A 14,658-nucleotide genomic window follows, 5' to 3' on the forward strand; every position below is an offset into this window, starting at 1 on the left:
AGATTACGCCCAGCGGCGCAGGATCAGTGAAGTATTGATGCCGCCGAAAGCGAAGTTATTCGACTGCACAAACTCGGTATCAATCTGACGATAGCCGCCCATGATGTAGTCCAGGTCGCCACAGGCGCTGTCCGGTTCGCTGAGGTTGATGGTAGGGGCGAAGCTGCCTTCGCGCATCATCTCCAACGTCATCCAGGCTTCCAACGCACCACAGGCGCCCAACGTATGGCCAAAATAACTTTTCAGCGAGGAGATCGGCGTTCGATTGCCGAAAATCGCCGCCGTTGCCTGACTTTCCGCGATATCGCCACGATCGGTCGCCGTGCCGTGGGCACTGATATAGCCGATATCACCAATTGCCAACCCGGAAGCCCTCAGCGCCTGCTGCATGCAAATCTGCATGGTTTCCTGCTGCGGCTGAGTGATATGTGCCGCATCACAGTTGGTGGCAAAGCTGATAACCTCGCCGTAAATGGTCGCACCACGCGCCTGTGCATGTTCCAGCGACTCCAGGATCAGCGTACCTGCCCCTTCGCCAATCACTAACCCATCTCGCTGACGGTCAAACGGCCGTGGCGAAAACTCGGGGCGATCGTTCTGCTGGCTGGTTGCAAACAGCGTGTCGAACACCGCCGCTTCCGAAGGGCACAGCTCTTCGGCCCCGCCGGCCACCATCACCGTCTGATAACCGTGGCGGATGCTCTCATAGGCATAACCAATCGCCTGACTGCCGGAGGTGCAGGCACTGGATGTCGGGATCACCCGGCCCCGCAGGCCGAAGAACAGGCCAGTGTTTACCGCCGCGGTATGAGGCATCATCTGCACATAGGTGGTGCCGGTAATATTGCCGGTGTGCTTCTCGGTGAGCATGGTGGCGAATTCACTGACCGGCTTGGTGCTGCCGGTCGAAGAACCGTAGGCGATACCGGTCTCACCGTTAGTCAGCACCTTCTCGCCCAGCAACCCGGCCTGTTCGAGCGCCAGTTCCGTCGCTCGGGTCGCCAACAGCGAAACACGGCCCATGGAGCGAATACGCTTGCGCGTATAGTGATCCGGCAGTATGAAATTCTCGATCGGGGCACCGAGGTGGGTGTTCAACCCCTGATATTCTTCCCATTGCGTCATGTAACGCACCGCATTCTTGCCCTGCTTCAACCGGCTGGACACCTCTGCCCAGCTATTGCCGAACGCCGTAACGCCCGCCATGCCGGTGACGACCACTCGTTGCGTCATACCATTCCTCCATTAATGGAAATGACCTGCCGCGTTACATAGCCGGCGATATCCGACATCAGGTAGCTGGCCAACCCCGCCACCTCTTCCGCCGATCCCATACGCTTAAGCGGGATTGCCCGCATCGCTTCATCCAGCGCCGCCGGCTCGATGTCGATCATGCCAGTGTCAATCAAACCCGGGGCGATGCAGTTAACGGTAATTTTGCGTTTCGCCAGTTCGATAGCCAACGCCTTACAGGCACCGATCACGCCTGCCTTGGCCGCACTGTAGTTTACCTGTCCACGGTTGCCCATGACGCCCGATACCGACGACAGCGCGATGATCCGCCCGCCTTTGCGCAGGCCAATCATTGGCATGACACAGGGGTGAAGCACGTTGTAGAAGCTGTCGAGATTGGTATGGATCACCCCATCCCAATCCTCCTCGCTTAACGCCGGGAAAGCGCCGTCGCGGGTGATCCCTGCATTATTCACCACGCCGTAGTAGGCGCCGTGGGTTTCAATATCCTGCTCCAACACCTCACGGCACTGCATGCGGTTGCTGATATCAAACTGCATCAATCGCCCTTGCCCGCCGGCACTGACAATTTGCTGCAAGGTGTGTTCTGCCCCGGTCTTATCGCTGTGGTAGTGGACTACAATCAAAAAGCCATCCGCAGCCAGGCGGCAGGCTATGGCCTGACCGATCCCTTTACTGGCGCCGGTGACTAAAACGGAACGCATCATGCGTCTCCCCTTAAGGTCGTCAATTGAATAATTTCTTGTTGATCAGGTTGATAGGTGTTCAACCTGCCCTGTGCGATCGGCACATTATCGATACTGATTTCACACTCAAAACTGGCTAATTTCTCGTCTTTCAACAACTGCTGCACGCTAACCACCAGCTCGCTGCCGGCAGGAAAAGCGGGCAACTCACAGTGAATGGCTCGCCCGCCAAGCAGCATACCCAGCTGCGGCGGCTTGGCACTCTGGCGACCGTGCCAGCCACTCCAAACCCCAATCGCCTGCGCCATCAGCTCAATGCCGTACCAACCAGGAAGTGCCCCCTGCTCGTCGAGAAACGGCGCCAGCACGCTATTCGCACTGACGTTGACCGCGCAGCGTGCATGCTCTTCACCCACTTCCAGCACCCGTTCCAGCAGCACCATCGGTGAGGCATGAGGTAAGTAATATTCTGCCGTCCGGTAAGCATTCATGGAGCATCTCCCAACAGCAAACAGGCATTGTTGCCGCCGAAGGCAAATGAATTGGAGAGGATAGCGCGCGCTCCCAACGTCTGGGGCTCACACACCAGACCGATCGGCGCCAGTTCGGCATCGCGGGGAACTGCACTGAAATCTTGCTGCGGCAGCGGCAATGACTGGGTCAACAACAGCCAGCTCAGCGCTGCCTCCACCGCTCCAGCCGCCCCCAGCGTATGGCCGGTAAGATGCTTGGTCGAACTGCACGGCGTTTGTTCGCCAAACAGGCGATTCACCACCAAGGCTTCAACCTGATCGTTAAGCCGCGTGGCCGTGCCGTGCAAATTAATATAACCAACTTGGTCGGTACTCAAACCGGCCTGCTGCAATGCCATGGTCATTGCACGCTCGGCGCCTTCACCGGCTGGATGCGGTGCCGACATGTGCCAGGCATCCGAAGATTCGCCAACGCCCAACAACGCCACCGGCGCAGGTTCCCGCGTCAACAGCATTAACGCCGCCGCCTCACCGATATTAATCCCGCTGCGTCCTGTTGCAAAAGGCGTGCAGCGCTCCGCGGACAGTGACTCCAGGCTGTGGAAACCGTTAATCGGCATTTGGCACAGACTGTCTGCCCCGCCTACAATCGCCGCGTCCACTAACCCGGCTGCAATCAGACGTTTACCGCTGATGATGGCCCGCGCGCTTGAGGAACAGGCCGTCGACAGGGTATAGGCCGGACCACGGGTCGAGAGAAAAGCGCTGAGAAACTGGCTCGGATCGCCCAGCTCCTGCTGGTGATAATGGTAACCCGGTGGCCACTGCCCCACTTGATACTGGTGAAGCGCCAGTTCGCCTTCGTGAATGCCGGAAGTGCTGGTGCCCATAATCACCGCGACACGATCGGCGCCGTAACGGGCAATGGCCTCGCGTACTGACGTCTCGATCTGCGCCAAAGCGGCCAACAGCAAGCGATTATTGCGAGAATTATGCCGCTTGAGCGACTCGGGGATCACCGGTAAATCCCCCTGTACATTGCCAAACCAGGATGGCGCGCCGCCCGTCAGCCACTGCGTCTGCTGCTGCATGCCGGGCGAAATACCGCGCGCCAGGTTTTGCGCGATCTGCGGCAGATCGTTGCCCAGCGCATTCACCATCCCTACGGCGGAGAAATAGATCATTATTCGTTCCCCAGCGTTTGAATGATGATGCGGTAATGGAAGGCGGATTGAGCGATCGACACCGGCTCTCGCCTTCCGTCCATCTGCTGGTAACGGATTTCATTGATCACCGCCCCATGCTCGTCATACAAGCGACGTACCAGCGCCTGGTCTTCCAGTCGCCACCCTGCTGGCAGCAAGGGTTGCCAGTCCTTCACCGGCCAGTAGCTCAACATGATATCCGCCAGCACCTGGCTGGCTGGCGGCAGTTCCCCCACCTTGATCAATTGTTTGGTGTGGATCCCCTGACGATCGTAGGTCAGGTTAAACAGACGGATACCGAGCGGCGACATGCCCACCAGTTGCAAACGCTGGCCGTCGGCATTGAGCAGCACCAGCATCGAGTGCTGTTGCCCTTTGACTTCGGCGGTCAGCAACTGTTGCTGACTGATCGGCTGAGCCAGCGCTGGAGGTGGTAAGGTCACCTGCGTACCGGGTTTTAGCCACGCCTGCGGCAGCGTCGGATCCTGCGAACCAGCGCAGCCGGCCAGCACGACAATCCACATTAACAGCACCATTCGTAAGCCGCGCATCAGGCTTTCCCTCTTTTTCTTTTCGATACTAACGTCAGCGGTGCCAATAAAAATGCCACGGCAATTCCACTGCTCAAAACGATACCAAAACTGCTGATGGCCTGAGTGTGGCTCAGTACCAGCATGCCGAACGTCAGTTGGGTGGTGAATACCGCCATAAAAATGGCGAACATCGAGGTGGTCGGCGTGCCCCGGGGATTGGTAAAGAACAACGTATAGTTAATGCCGATCCCCAAAACCAGCACCAGCGCCAACAGCGAAAACAGATTTAGCGTATGGCCACTCAGTGCCAATACCGCAATACCGCTACCCAGTGACAATAGCGTCGGCACCATGCAGCGCAAGCCATGACGCAGACCAAAACGCCACAGGTAAATCAGCGCAATCGCTGCAACCGACAATGCCAACAGATAAGAAAGATACAGGCGATATTGACCAAACAGGTCACTGAACTCGGTTTTCCTATCGATCCAACCGGTGCCGGGTACCTGCTCCGCCAGTGTCTTCATCATCGCACTGTTCTTCACGCCGTTAACGGGCACCAGCGCCGCACTGCGCCCATCGGGCAACGTCAGCCACAGCAGACGCCAACCCTCGCTAACCACGCTGCCCAGCCACTGCTGCGGGCTGACCCATTCAGGCGTTAAATCTGGTGTACTCAATACCAACTCTGCCTGCTGCAGGTTGTTCATCACCTGCGGCGCCACGCGCTGCAATAAAGCGATGTTTTCTTGCTGGCGTTGGAGAGAAGGCAGAGGCAACAGACGATAATCCGCCAGCACGCCTTGCCGTTTGGCCTCAGCCAGTTTGGGTTGCAACAACTCGATACGTTGCAACAGCTGCTCGGCATTGGCGCCGTAGACCACCAGCCACTTCTGATCGTTATGTTGGCCCGTCAGTGCGGCGATACGCTGCTCCTGCTGCTGTAACGCCACAGGTAATGCCTGCAGTTGGCCAATGTCGTCATCTACCTTCAACTGGCTGAACCCCGCGACCACCAGCAACAGCACCGCGCCGGGCAACCCATAACGCAACAGCGGCCGATGGCGCCAGGCATGCAGCCAATTCAGGATCAGCGTTAACCCCGGCGCTGGGCGTACCGGCAACCGTCGCGACAATTGCGGGTACCAGCAAATAACGGTAATGCAGGCGGCGCTCAATCCGGCAGCGGCAAATACCGCCAACTGCTGCAAACCGGGGAACGGCGCAATCAACAGCGCCAGGTAGGCCACTACGGTGGTCAGCAACGCCATCAATAACGCCGGCAACAGCTTTTGCAAACTGGCTAATGGCGTCGACTGCCGACCATGCACCATTCGCTCGGTCAGGAAATAGAGCGTGTAGTCAGCCGAAATGCCGACGATGCTGATGCTCAGCACCAGCGTCATCAAATGTATTTCGCCAAAGGCCAGCAGCGTAGCGACGGTGCCGGCCAGAGCGCCAATACCCACCGACAGCGCGCACAACAACAGCGGCAAAGGTGAGCGGAACATAAACAACACCAATAAAAACACGCCCGCCACCGACGCCAGGCCAATCGTGGAAATATCCTTTTCGGCCTGTTGGCTGGCGTAGTTGCTGTAAAACAACGTGCCGCGGCTGAGCACTTCGGTTCCCGGCCAGCGCTGCTGCAGCTGCAGCTGCAACGCTGTCAGTTTATCTACCGTTAGCCGGGCACTGCTGATGTCATAAGATGATGCGCTAAGCTCGGCGTGCAACAAATACCAACTGCGCCCCTGTACATCCCGCGCCACCAGCCACCCCTTGGATAGGCTTAGCAAGCCGCCGTTCTGTTGCTGCGCCAACTGTGAGGCACGTACCAGCATCAACGGATCGTTCGACAGCTCTTTGCCGCTGACGCCGGCGAAAGCAGAATAGAGTTGGCCGAGGATCCACTGGCTCTGCGCGTCTGCCCCCTGCTGCAAACGTTGCCGAGTGGCATCATCCAGCAGCACATTGCGATGCTGGTAGAAAAAACGCCCCCACTGCTGCTGACGTTGTGCATCCATAGGCCCGCCAACCCGCTGCAACTCAGGCATCTGACGTAGCTGCTGCCACCACCAATCCACTGCGGCGTTATCCGCCCCTGGCGGCGGGCTGACTAGCCACATCAGTTGACGATCCAGGCGGCGGCTGAAGCCGTCAGCTAATTCATCCGGCACGCCAACCAGTTGCTGTTTTGGCAATAACGCCAGGACGCTGCTGTTGATTTGACTGCGCGGCAACAGCCAGCACAAGGCCGCAATCAGCAGCAGGCAAATCGCCAGCCAGCCAAATGCCAGCCGCCGATGCAGTTCAGGACGCAAAACGCTGTTGCTCCTCGTCAGTCAGCGCCTGCGGCACCGTACGTTGATTAAAGAAGCGAATATGGGTGGCGTCACTTTGCATATCGTCGATATCAATAGTTTCCAGGTACTGTTCGCCGTTGAGGGTAATGCGCTTGAACAGTTTGTCGAGCGGCATGGTTTTCGGCGTCAGCACCAGCCGCCAGTGGTTATGCCCCAAATCGGTGAACTGCAGAGCAAAGTTTTGTTCCAGCGCCTGGCTGTCGGCATGAAACAGCGCGGTCAGCAGGTGATTGAACTGGAACATCTGCGGGTTGTTGTCCGCCGTTATCACCTGCGGCGGCTGGCCCGCCAGGGTTTGCACCATGCGTTTATCATCCAGCAGCAGGGTCAGCGGGAAAGGCTTCTGTTGCGCCCACCACAATCCTTTCTGCTGAGAAATCAACAGTTCGCCGCTGGACTTTAACGGTTTTGCCATGCCGCTGATACTGCGCTGCTGCTCAAATTCGGCGCGCAGCACCGGCTGTTGGCTAAACCGCTGCTGCAGCTCCGGCAGCGTTACCGCCTGCACACCCAGACTGAAGAAGGTCACAACAGCCAGCATCCAAAATTTCATTGCGCCCCCTCGATGTTATCCAACAGTACTTGCGGGGAGACAAAGCACATTTCTTTGCTGTCGGCGTCCACCGCGACCTGAATAGTATGGCCGCGGGTGGTGGTTATTCCGCTCTCTGCATCCAGAATGCGGTAGCCGATGCGCAGGCGGTTTTCATACTCTTCCAGCTCTGCACAGACGATGATGCGCTGCTCAAACAGGACAGGCGCAATATATTTCACCCGCGTATCTACGATCGGCCAGACATAGCCCGACGCCTGCATCTGCCGGTATCCGTAATTAAACTGTTTGAGCAAGGCTTCGCGGGCAATCTCAAAATAACGGAAGTAGTTACCGTGCCAGACCACGCCCATGGCATCGGTATCATGGAAAGGGATGGTAATTTCAACCCTGACGGAGAATCGCGGATTGTCTTTAAGCTTCATGTCTCAGGCCCCTGTTGCGTTGGCGACGGTGCCGCCAACTGCCAGAAATCGAAAAAATTAAACCAGTCGAGCGGCGCCAGCAGGCAATAATGCTCCAGCCGGGCGGCATAGCGGTCCACCGCATCCTGCAACGCCTGTTGGCGCTGCTGCCGGGGTAATGACAGCGGATCGGCAAACGGTTCGAAATAAACGTTCAGACGCCCCTGCTGTTTGAGACCGAACATCAGGTATACCGGACAACGCAGCGCAGCGGCCAGAACAAAAGGCCCCTGAGGGAAAGGTGCCGATTGACCGAGAAAGCGGCTCCACACCACCCTCGGTTGCTCACCGCGCTGATGTTTTCCGGCCGAGGTGCGATCGCCAACGATAGCCACCCACTCGCCGGCGTCGAGTTTGTCCTGCAGACGCATGGCGGTTTCAGGCCCCAATGAAGTCACCGGTATCAGGTTAAGGTTGGCGCGAGGGTTGACCTCTTTCATCACCTGATTGAAGCGCTCGGCATGCTCGGTAAACACCAGAGCATTCACCTTGACGCCAGAATTCAACTCACCCAACGCGCGGCAAGACTCGATATCCCCCAAGTGCGAGGCCAGGATCAGCGTACCTCTGCCGGAAGCGATCTGCCGTTCACAGGCTGCGGGATCTACCAGCCGAACGTCACGAAGTTCACCACGCCAGCTCGCCAGCTTGTCGAGCATCGCATCGCCAAAACGCATAAAGTGCCGAAAGCTGTTGAGCGGCGTGGGTAATGGTTGCTGTCGATTGTGGGCAAACTGCCGCAGACGTTGCAGATAATCACGCGAAGCTTCACGTTGGGCACGCCCGGTCAGCCAAAAGTAGCCGATCACCGGGTACAGCAGCCATTGAAATGCCCGGCGGCCAAACATCCGGTAGACCTTCAGCATAAGCCGAATCCCCCACAGGCCATGACGCTCCTGAGTTGCTGACCAATGCTGCGCTTTCTTCGCCCGTTGGCGTTGACGCAGTAAACGCGGAATCCGCGGCAACATGCCGAAAAACAACCGGGTGTGCATCCAGGAAATACGCAAGTTATCGCGCAGCGCATCGAAATGCGAAACGCCATCGACCGGGTAAGTAACCCGCGTCGGCAAGAAACGGCTTTGCACCCCCTGCCAATACAGCCGGACCATCACTTCGGTATCGAAATCCATGCGTTTGCCAAGCGGTTGGCGCGCCGTCAACGCCAGCGTCGGCGCTACCGGGTAAACGCGGAAACCGCACATGCTGTCCTTTAATGACAGCGACAGGGTTTCGATCCACACCCAGACGTGGGTGACGTAACGCCCATACAGGCGCGCTTTGGGTACCGAGCTGTCATAGATTGGCCGGCCGGAAATCAGACAGTTCGGGTGAGCGCGCGCTTCGGCAATCATGGCCGGTATATCACTCAGTTGATGCTGACCGTCGGCATCCACCTGCAAAGCATGGCTGTAGCCCTGTCGCTGAGCCAATTGCAGACCGGCGATGACCGCTGCGCCCTTCCCCTGGTTTTTTTCCAACCGCAACAGGCTAACCCAGGGCCGTTCGGCGGCCAGCCGCTGTAGCGTTTCGGCGGTGGCAGCAGCGCTGCCGTCGTCCACCACCAGGCAAGGCAGGCCATAACCCGCCAACGATGTCAGTACCGCGGCCATCATCTGCCCGTGATTAAAACAAGGGATAAGAAGACAGGGGGAAAAAGGGGCACTTACTGACATAACGAGATCTTGCCGCTGCTGGCGATCGCCTCACCGACGCGATAGCTGAACAACAGCTTGTGCCGTTCCGGTTGCCATTCGAGTTGCAGTAACACCCTTTGCCCCGGCAGTAACGGTTGTTGAAACTTGACCACCTCGATCCCTTTGAATCCGGCCTCGATAGCCAGCAGCTGACGGGCATACTGCATGACCCAGTTCAGTTGCGTGACCCCCGGCAGGATTGGATGCTGCGGAAAGTGGCCGCGAAACCAAAACAGTTCAGCGGGCAAATGCAGCTGCAGGCTGGCATGGGTGGCATCGCTCACCTGCTGTTGCAGCACCTCAGGTTGCATCATAAGAACAGCTCCTGTAGCTCAGCATAGGCGCGCTTGCCCTGAGGATTAAGCGGAATGGCATCGATAATGCGCCAACTGCGCGGCAGAGCCACTGGCTCCAGCCAGCCTCGCAGCGCCTGGTGCAGTTCACGGGTAAAAGCCCCTTCGGACAAGCTTTGTCGGCGGAGCTCGCCGTACGGAGATAGCACGACAACGGCCACCAGCAGCATGCGCCCTCTTTGCTGCTGCGTTAGCACGGCAGCATCGGCAACCTCCGGCAAGGCCACCAAGCGACGTTCCACCTCGGTTAACGACAACCGTTTCTCTTCCAGCTTGATAATGCGGTCGGCGCGGCCATTTAACTGGAATTGTCGACCATCCGGCGCCAGTTCGATAATGTCGCTCAGCAACGTTTTACCCGTGTCAGGTATCAGGGGTGACATAACCTCAATCCGATTGTCTGAATCCACCTTTAACCTGACGCAAGCAAACGGCTGCCACAGGGCAATGTCCCGATTTTGCCTGCGCCAGGCCAGTGAACCGGTTTCCGTGGTACCGTAGATTTCCAGTGGCAATACCCCCAGCATTTGCCGGGCAAGCTGTGCTTCCACCTCGGATAACGGGCCGCCGGCGGAAAAAACCTCCACGCACTCGGCGAGCGTCAAACGATTATCCAAACGCTTGAGCCATGCCGGGCTGCTGACAAACACCAAACGCCGGCCCTGATGTCGGGCAATCAACTGCTCTTGGTATTGCGTCAACTGCGCATCAAACGGCAGCCCTAAAGCCAGCGGCAGAAACAGCCGGAAGCTCAGGCCATACATATGCTGATGGGATACCGATGCGACGACGCAGCATCCTCGCAAGACGTCACCAAAAGCGGCAGCCAACAGTTCGCTTTCACGGTCCATGCAGGCGACGGATTTGTACACAGCCTGCGGTTGGCCGGTCGAGCCGGAAGTGTAAAGAATAAAACGAGGATCCTGAGGCCAGGCGGGTAGCGCGATATCCTCACAACCGCCCTCGCGCACCGTCAAAACGGGCACGCCAGGATCGAGAGGCAAATCGGTCAGTAGCGCATCGTAATCCGCTCGTTGCTCTTTGAGGATAGCTTCTCGCTGGTGACCAAAAATCACCGGCAGCCTGCCGGCATACAACGACGCCAGCAAGGCGACGGCAAAGCGATAGCTATCATCAAAGCACAGCGCCCAGCGGTGCTCTTCCCTACTCGCCAGTATCGCGGCCAATGCGGCAACGTCACGGCGAAATTGGCCGAGACAGAATAGCTGATCGCCACGCCAGGCGATCGGCACCGAATCATCGCGTTGCGTGCTGAGCCAGCGGTTCATTGGCAAACTCAGGCGTGCCGGATCCTTTTCCTGACTATCCATTCAATACCCATTAATGCCCCCATCAGCAGATAGCTGATGCCGCCGTTATACAGCGTCCAGAGTGTGATATCACCGGACAGACAGGTTGTCAGCGCTATCGCACCGTTAACAATAAAGAACCCGCACCACACCTGAGTCACCCGGCGAGTATAAGCAATGCCGGCAGCGTCCAACTGCGGTTCCGTTATACGGGCCAATCGCTCCACCACCGTAGGCGGGGCAAACAGCGAGTAGGCAAACAGCAGCAGCAGTATTGCGTTGACCAGCACCGGGTAGTACAGCAACCAGTGGCTCTGCTTTAACGCCCAACTGGCGAGCGCCAGCAAGATGCCCACTAGGGCCAAGGCTTTTCCCAGCCACATTTGTTGGCGCAGTTTCCCGCGCAACATCAGCAGGCGCAAGCTAAAGACTCCCACCAATAACGGTGCCAGGAGAGCGGTTCCCCAATGCGTCAGGCCGACCCAAACCGCCAGCGGATACAGCAACAGCACCAGCCATACTGCGCCCTGCAGCAACCGCAACATCGGGGTCAGCCAACGACTCTCCACCTTAGCCCGCAGCCTTAGCTTTCTGACTTCAGCAGTTCATCAATGGCGTCAACCACGTCTTGTACGGTTCGCACCGACTTGAACATTTCCGGTTTGATCTTTTTGCCGGTCGTTTTCTGCAGGTGCACTACCAGATCCACCGCATCGATGCTGTCTAGCTCCAGCTCTTCGTACAAACGGGACTCTGGCTTGATGTCATCGGCGTCCAGCTCGAACAGTTTGACCAGCAGCGCCTGAATTTGCAGGTAAATTTCTTGCTTATCCATGAAAACCCCTTATTGGCTACGCTGTGCAGAAACAAACTTCGCCAGCGTTTCCACGGAATAAAAGTGTTGGCGCATATCCTGGCTTTCAGCCGACAGCACTACGCCGTAACGGTTCTTTAAAGCCAGCCCCAGTTCCAATGCATCAATGGAGTCCAGACCCAGTCCATCACCAAACAGCGGCGCTTCGGCGTCAATCTCCTCCGGTGTCATACCTTCAAGATTGAGCGTATCAATGATCAATTGCTTGATTTCGGTGCTCAATAAATTCATTACGCTATTTCTCATTATTTATAGGTTCTGACTGTAAAGCGTCAGTTAAATGCTGGGTTAATCTTCTTGCCGCAAGGGCGGGCGAAACATCATTTGCATGAATGAATGCGCGGGTGTCGATCTTATCCTGAACGGTGATCCGGAATTGCGGTTTTACCGCCGGGATCTTATACCATTTGCCTTGCTTCGTCAGCATAGGGGGGTGACAGTGGATATGCACAATGCGGATGCTACATTGACCGCGCAGCGCAATATTGGCCGCTCCTCGCTGCAGTGCCAGAGCCTTGCCTGGTGTGGTGCGGGTGCCTTCCGGGAAGATTAAGATTGTCCCCCCGGCAGCCAGCCTTTGTCCGCACTGTTCCAACAATATATCCGACTGCGCATTGGCCAGATATCCGGCGGCCTTGATCACTCCGCTGACAAACACATTGCTCAGCAAAGCCTCTTTCACTATGCAGTCGCAACGTGGCATTTGCGAAGCCAATAACACGTAATCCAACAGGCTGGGATGATTGGCGATCACCAAACAACCGCGATCTTCGCGAAAGCGCTCCGCATTGTCGAAATGGTAGTCCAGTACGCCGAAAAACCTCGTGGTAGCCAGGAAGAAACGGAAACTGTGGCGGATAGAACTTTGCGTCAGTTGGTTGCGACGAGCAGGATCACGCACTGCAAGACGCATAAGATTAAACCAAACACCGGACAATAACAGACCGCCCAGGCCAAACAACGAGAAACAAAAACCCGTAGCTATCACCCGCCAACAACGGTTAAACCATGAGGATTGTTCCGGCGTATTTTCTGCAGGCATCGCATTTTCCATCAGCGTCCCCACACCCAGTCATGCCGTTGGCCGGGGACCGTGAATGCATCATCAGCGCCAAGCCAACCGCGCAAAAATGCCAGACTCTGTGGTTCCCGACGGCTAGCCTCAACCTGCGCCGATTCAGCAACCTTGCAGTGTAACGAGCCACCGTTTTCCAGCAACAGGGCGACGGCATAAGGGAATGTATTTTCTGGCGCGAAAGGCCGGTAGACATCCGGTACGGTACCGTCGAAATCAATTAATAACACCCGCTGCGCACTGCCCGTAGCTAACAAGGCCTGAGCCTCTATCATGCCCTGCTGAAAACTGTCCTCGCCGGCAGCCAACGAGGTGGTTGGCAAGGTATTCTTCGCTATAATCGTTAACCATCCCGCCGCCGTGTTATGCACCGACATGGCAAAATCCGTTGGCGATAGCGGTTGTTCCTGATGCAGATGTTGAAGAATCTTGTGCGTCCGCTCCAGCTCACCATGCCGACTGGTGAAGATCGCCATATCTGCCCGATAGTCCTTCAATAAGATCAGCCCGCTTTCTACTGCCAAACGCGTTCCGGCGCTCATTCGGCGCAGCGACATCATGGGGATATGAGAACAGGCAGGCAACGAGCCCTGATAATCGGAGGCAAGAAAGTCATCTGATGACCATTGACGCCATGCTTCACGCGTTCCACGATCGGGAGCCATTGCCCACCAACTGAGTATATTCATGTCGCCCGCCATTAATGGTATTACCGGTCAGAAAAGTTCCGTGGCTAAATCTATTATATTTAATCCTGGATTGCATTCCCAAAATTCCTATTTTTAGTTGAAATGCGCGATTAACCGATTAGAGTTATTTATCGACATAACACCGTGAGACTTGAGCGCAGAGGGAATTATCACAATGAAAAGCTGCAATATTTGTCGAAAATCTCCCGGAGGAGTATCTTATTGAGGGTAAGCATACATAACATCTCATGTATGAATATTACACATCTTAATAACGAACACTCATGGAAAAGAGTATGAAACCTTTAAAACTCATTTTAACTGGTGTATTCGCAGCGATTCTGGTCAGCGGCTGTGCAGGCACTGCGCCAGTAAAAAACGTCAGTCAAAACGTTGCAGGTAGCCACAGTAATGCACAGGTGCGTCAGGCCATTCTCGCCGCAGGGCTTAACCGTGGTTGGATCATGAACCCAGTCAGTGACGGTGTGATCGATGGCAAGATCTTACTGCGTGGCCATAGCGCCGATATTCGTATAAATTACAATTCGAATAGTTATCAGATTAAGTATATTGCCAGCAGTAATATGGATGCCAAAGGCGGAAATATTCACCCGAATTATAACCGCTGGGTCGCCAACCTGGATAAAGATATTCAACTGGAACTGGCCCGTCAGAATATCAAATAACGATAAAGAAAAAGACTACCCGGCGAGAATAACATTGCCGGGTATATTATTCTTTATATTGGTGCACAATTCAGACAATGATTTATAAAAGCAGATTTTCACCGCATAAATCACGTAGTGATTTGGCTTTTCTTGAATTTTGCATATGAAAAAGCCCTGAGTCATAGACTCAGGGCTTATCAAATAAGTGGCGGAACGGACGGGGCTCGAACCCGCGACCCCCTGCGTGACAGGCAGGTATTCTAACCAACTGAACTACCGCTCCACCGATTCTTTTACGTCACATCTTTCGATGTGGGCAAAACCGCGCTTGGCGATCCTGCTTATTACCAGTTGTCAGGCTGATAACGTTTGTTTGATGCCTGGCAGTGTCCTACTCTCGCATGGGGAGACCCCACACTACCATCGGCGCTACGGCGTTTCACTTCTGAGTTCGGCAT

17 protein-coding genes, 1 tRNA gene and 1 rRNA gene are annotated in these 14,658 nt (G+C 56.1%); 1 reads left to right on the forward strand and 18 read right to left on the reverse strand.

Annotation, left to right across the window (positions count from 1 at the left end):
- Positions 1-3 precede the first annotated feature (3 nt).
- Genes AC1RKG_RS15265 through AC1RKG_RS15340 form a run of 16 tightly spaced genes read right to left on the reverse strand, consistent with a single transcriptional unit; the run spans position 4 to position 13,544 of the window.
- Positions 4-1,233 (reverse strand): beta-ketoacyl-ACP synthase, encoded by a 1,230-nt coding sequence (locus tag AC1RKG_RS15265; RefSeq protein ID WP_130016752.1) that lies wholly within the window; start codon positions 1,231-1,233, stop codon positions 4-6.
- Complete coding sequence (locus AC1RKG_RS15270; RefSeq protein WP_115060019.1) at positions 1,230-1,961, reverse strand: 3-ketoacyl-ACP reductase FabG2; 732 nt, start codon at positions 1,959-1,961, stop codon at positions 1,230-1,232. Before AC1RKG_RS15270 ends, AC1RKG_RS15265 begins: the two co-directional genes overlap by 4 nt.
- A complete protein-coding gene (locus tag AC1RKG_RS15275; protein WP_002488030.1) occupies positions 1,958-2,431 on the reverse strand; it encodes a hotdog family protein in 474 nt (157 codons plus the stop codon). Before AC1RKG_RS15275 ends, AC1RKG_RS15270 begins: the two co-directional genes overlap by 4 nt.
- Entirely contained in the window at positions 2,428-3,597 is a 1,170-nt protein-coding gene (locus AC1RKG_RS15280; RefSeq protein ID WP_493183396.1) for a beta-ketoacyl-[acyl-carrier-protein] synthase family protein, read from the reverse strand. Before AC1RKG_RS15280 ends, AC1RKG_RS15275 begins: the two co-directional genes overlap by 4 nt.
- Entirely contained in the window at positions 3,597-4,169 is a 573-nt protein-coding gene (locus AC1RKG_RS15285; protein ID WP_493183398.1) for a DUF3261 domain-containing protein, read from the reverse strand. Before AC1RKG_RS15285 ends, AC1RKG_RS15280 begins: the two co-directional genes overlap by 1 nt.
- A complete protein-coding gene (locus AC1RKG_RS15290; RefSeq protein ID WP_493183399.1) occupies positions 4,169-6,475 on the reverse strand; it encodes an MMPL family transporter in 2,307 nt (768 codons plus the stop codon). Before AC1RKG_RS15290 ends, AC1RKG_RS15285 begins: the two co-directional genes overlap by 1 nt.
- Complete coding sequence (locus AC1RKG_RS15295; protein WP_261109751.1) at positions 6,465-7,070, reverse strand: LolA family protein; 606 nt, start codon at positions 7,068-7,070, stop codon at positions 6,465-6,467. The genes AC1RKG_RS15290 and AC1RKG_RS15295 overlap by 11 nt, the downstream gene beginning before the upstream one ends.
- A complete protein-coding gene (locus AC1RKG_RS15300; protein ID WP_046374459.1) occupies positions 7,067-7,495 on the reverse strand; it encodes an acyl-CoA thioesterase in 429 nt (142 codons plus the stop codon). Before AC1RKG_RS15300 ends, AC1RKG_RS15295 begins: the two co-directional genes overlap by 4 nt.
- Positions 7,492-9,210, reverse strand: a complete 1,719-nt coding sequence (locus AC1RKG_RS15305) for a glycosyltransferase family 2 protein (protein WP_493183400.1) — start codon at positions 9,208-9,210, stop codon at positions 7,492-7,494. Before AC1RKG_RS15305 ends, AC1RKG_RS15300 begins: the two co-directional genes overlap by 4 nt.
- On the reverse strand, positions 9,201-9,545 hold the full coding sequence (locus tag AC1RKG_RS15310) for a 3-hydroxyacyl-ACP dehydratase FabZ family protein (protein WP_020825309.1): 345 nt from the start codon (positions 9,543-9,545) through the stop codon (positions 9,201-9,203). Before AC1RKG_RS15310 ends, AC1RKG_RS15305 begins: the two co-directional genes overlap by 10 nt.
- Positions 9,542-10,915 carry an AMP-binding protein gene (locus tag AC1RKG_RS15315; RefSeq protein WP_493183402.1) on the reverse strand — a complete coding sequence of 458 codons (1,374 nt, stop codon included), beginning with the start codon at positions 10,913-10,915 and terminating at the stop codon, positions 9,542-9,544. The genes AC1RKG_RS15310 and AC1RKG_RS15315 overlap by 4 nt, the downstream gene beginning before the upstream one ends.
- On the reverse strand, positions 10,882-11,439 hold the full coding sequence (locus AC1RKG_RS15320; protein ID WP_116691257.1) for a COG4648 family protein: 558 nt from the start codon (positions 11,437-11,439) through the stop codon (positions 10,882-10,884). The genes AC1RKG_RS15315 and AC1RKG_RS15320 overlap by 34 nt, the downstream gene beginning before the upstream one ends.
- 38 nt (positions 11,440-11,477) lie before the next feature.
- Positions 11,478-11,729: an acyl carrier protein gene (locus tag AC1RKG_RS15325; protein WP_046374464.1), complete on the reverse strand. Its 252-nt coding sequence runs from the start codon at positions 11,727-11,729 to the stop codon at positions 11,478-11,480.
- 9 nt (positions 11,730-11,738) lie between these two features.
- A complete protein-coding gene (locus AC1RKG_RS15330) occupies positions 11,739-11,999 on the reverse strand; it encodes a phosphopantetheine-binding protein (protein WP_044548404.1) in 261 nt (86 codons plus the stop codon).
- 4 nt (positions 12,000-12,003) lie between these two features.
- The gene (locus AC1RKG_RS15335; RefSeq protein WP_046374465.1) at positions 12,004-12,822 is read right to left on the reverse strand and encodes a lysophospholipid acyltransferase family protein; all 819 of its coding nucleotides are present in this window, start codon (positions 12,820-12,822) and stop codon (positions 12,004-12,006) included.
- A complete protein-coding gene (locus AC1RKG_RS15340) occupies positions 12,822-13,544 on the reverse strand; it encodes a beta-ketoacyl synthase chain length factor (RefSeq protein ID WP_493183405.1) in 723 nt (240 codons plus the stop codon). Before AC1RKG_RS15340 ends, AC1RKG_RS15335 begins: the two co-directional genes overlap by 1 nt.
- A gap of 284 nt (positions 13,545-13,828) precedes the next feature.
- Here AC1RKG_RS15340 and AC1RKG_RS15345 point away from each other — a divergent pair, with 284 nt between their 5' ends.
- On the forward strand, positions 13,829-14,218 hold the full coding sequence (locus AC1RKG_RS15345; protein ID WP_115060041.1) for a hypothetical protein: 390 nt from the start codon (positions 13,829-13,831) through the stop codon (positions 14,216-14,218).
- Between the two features lie 188 nt (positions 14,219-14,406).
- On the opposite strand, the gene AC1RKG_RS15350 is transcribed toward AC1RKG_RS15345, so the two are convergent.
- Together AC1RKG_RS15350 and rrf are read right to left on the reverse strand one after the other, a co-directional pair.
- Positions 14,407-14,483: transfer RNA gene (locus AC1RKG_RS15350), tRNA-Asp, on the reverse strand.
- A 95-nt stretch (positions 14,484-14,578) separates the two neighbouring features.
- Positions 14,579-14,658 (reverse strand): 5S ribosomal RNA (gene rrf, locus AC1RKG_RS15355); the annotation flags it as partial.

This window comes from Serratia sp. GW822-FHT06D09, from assembly GCF_058799515.1.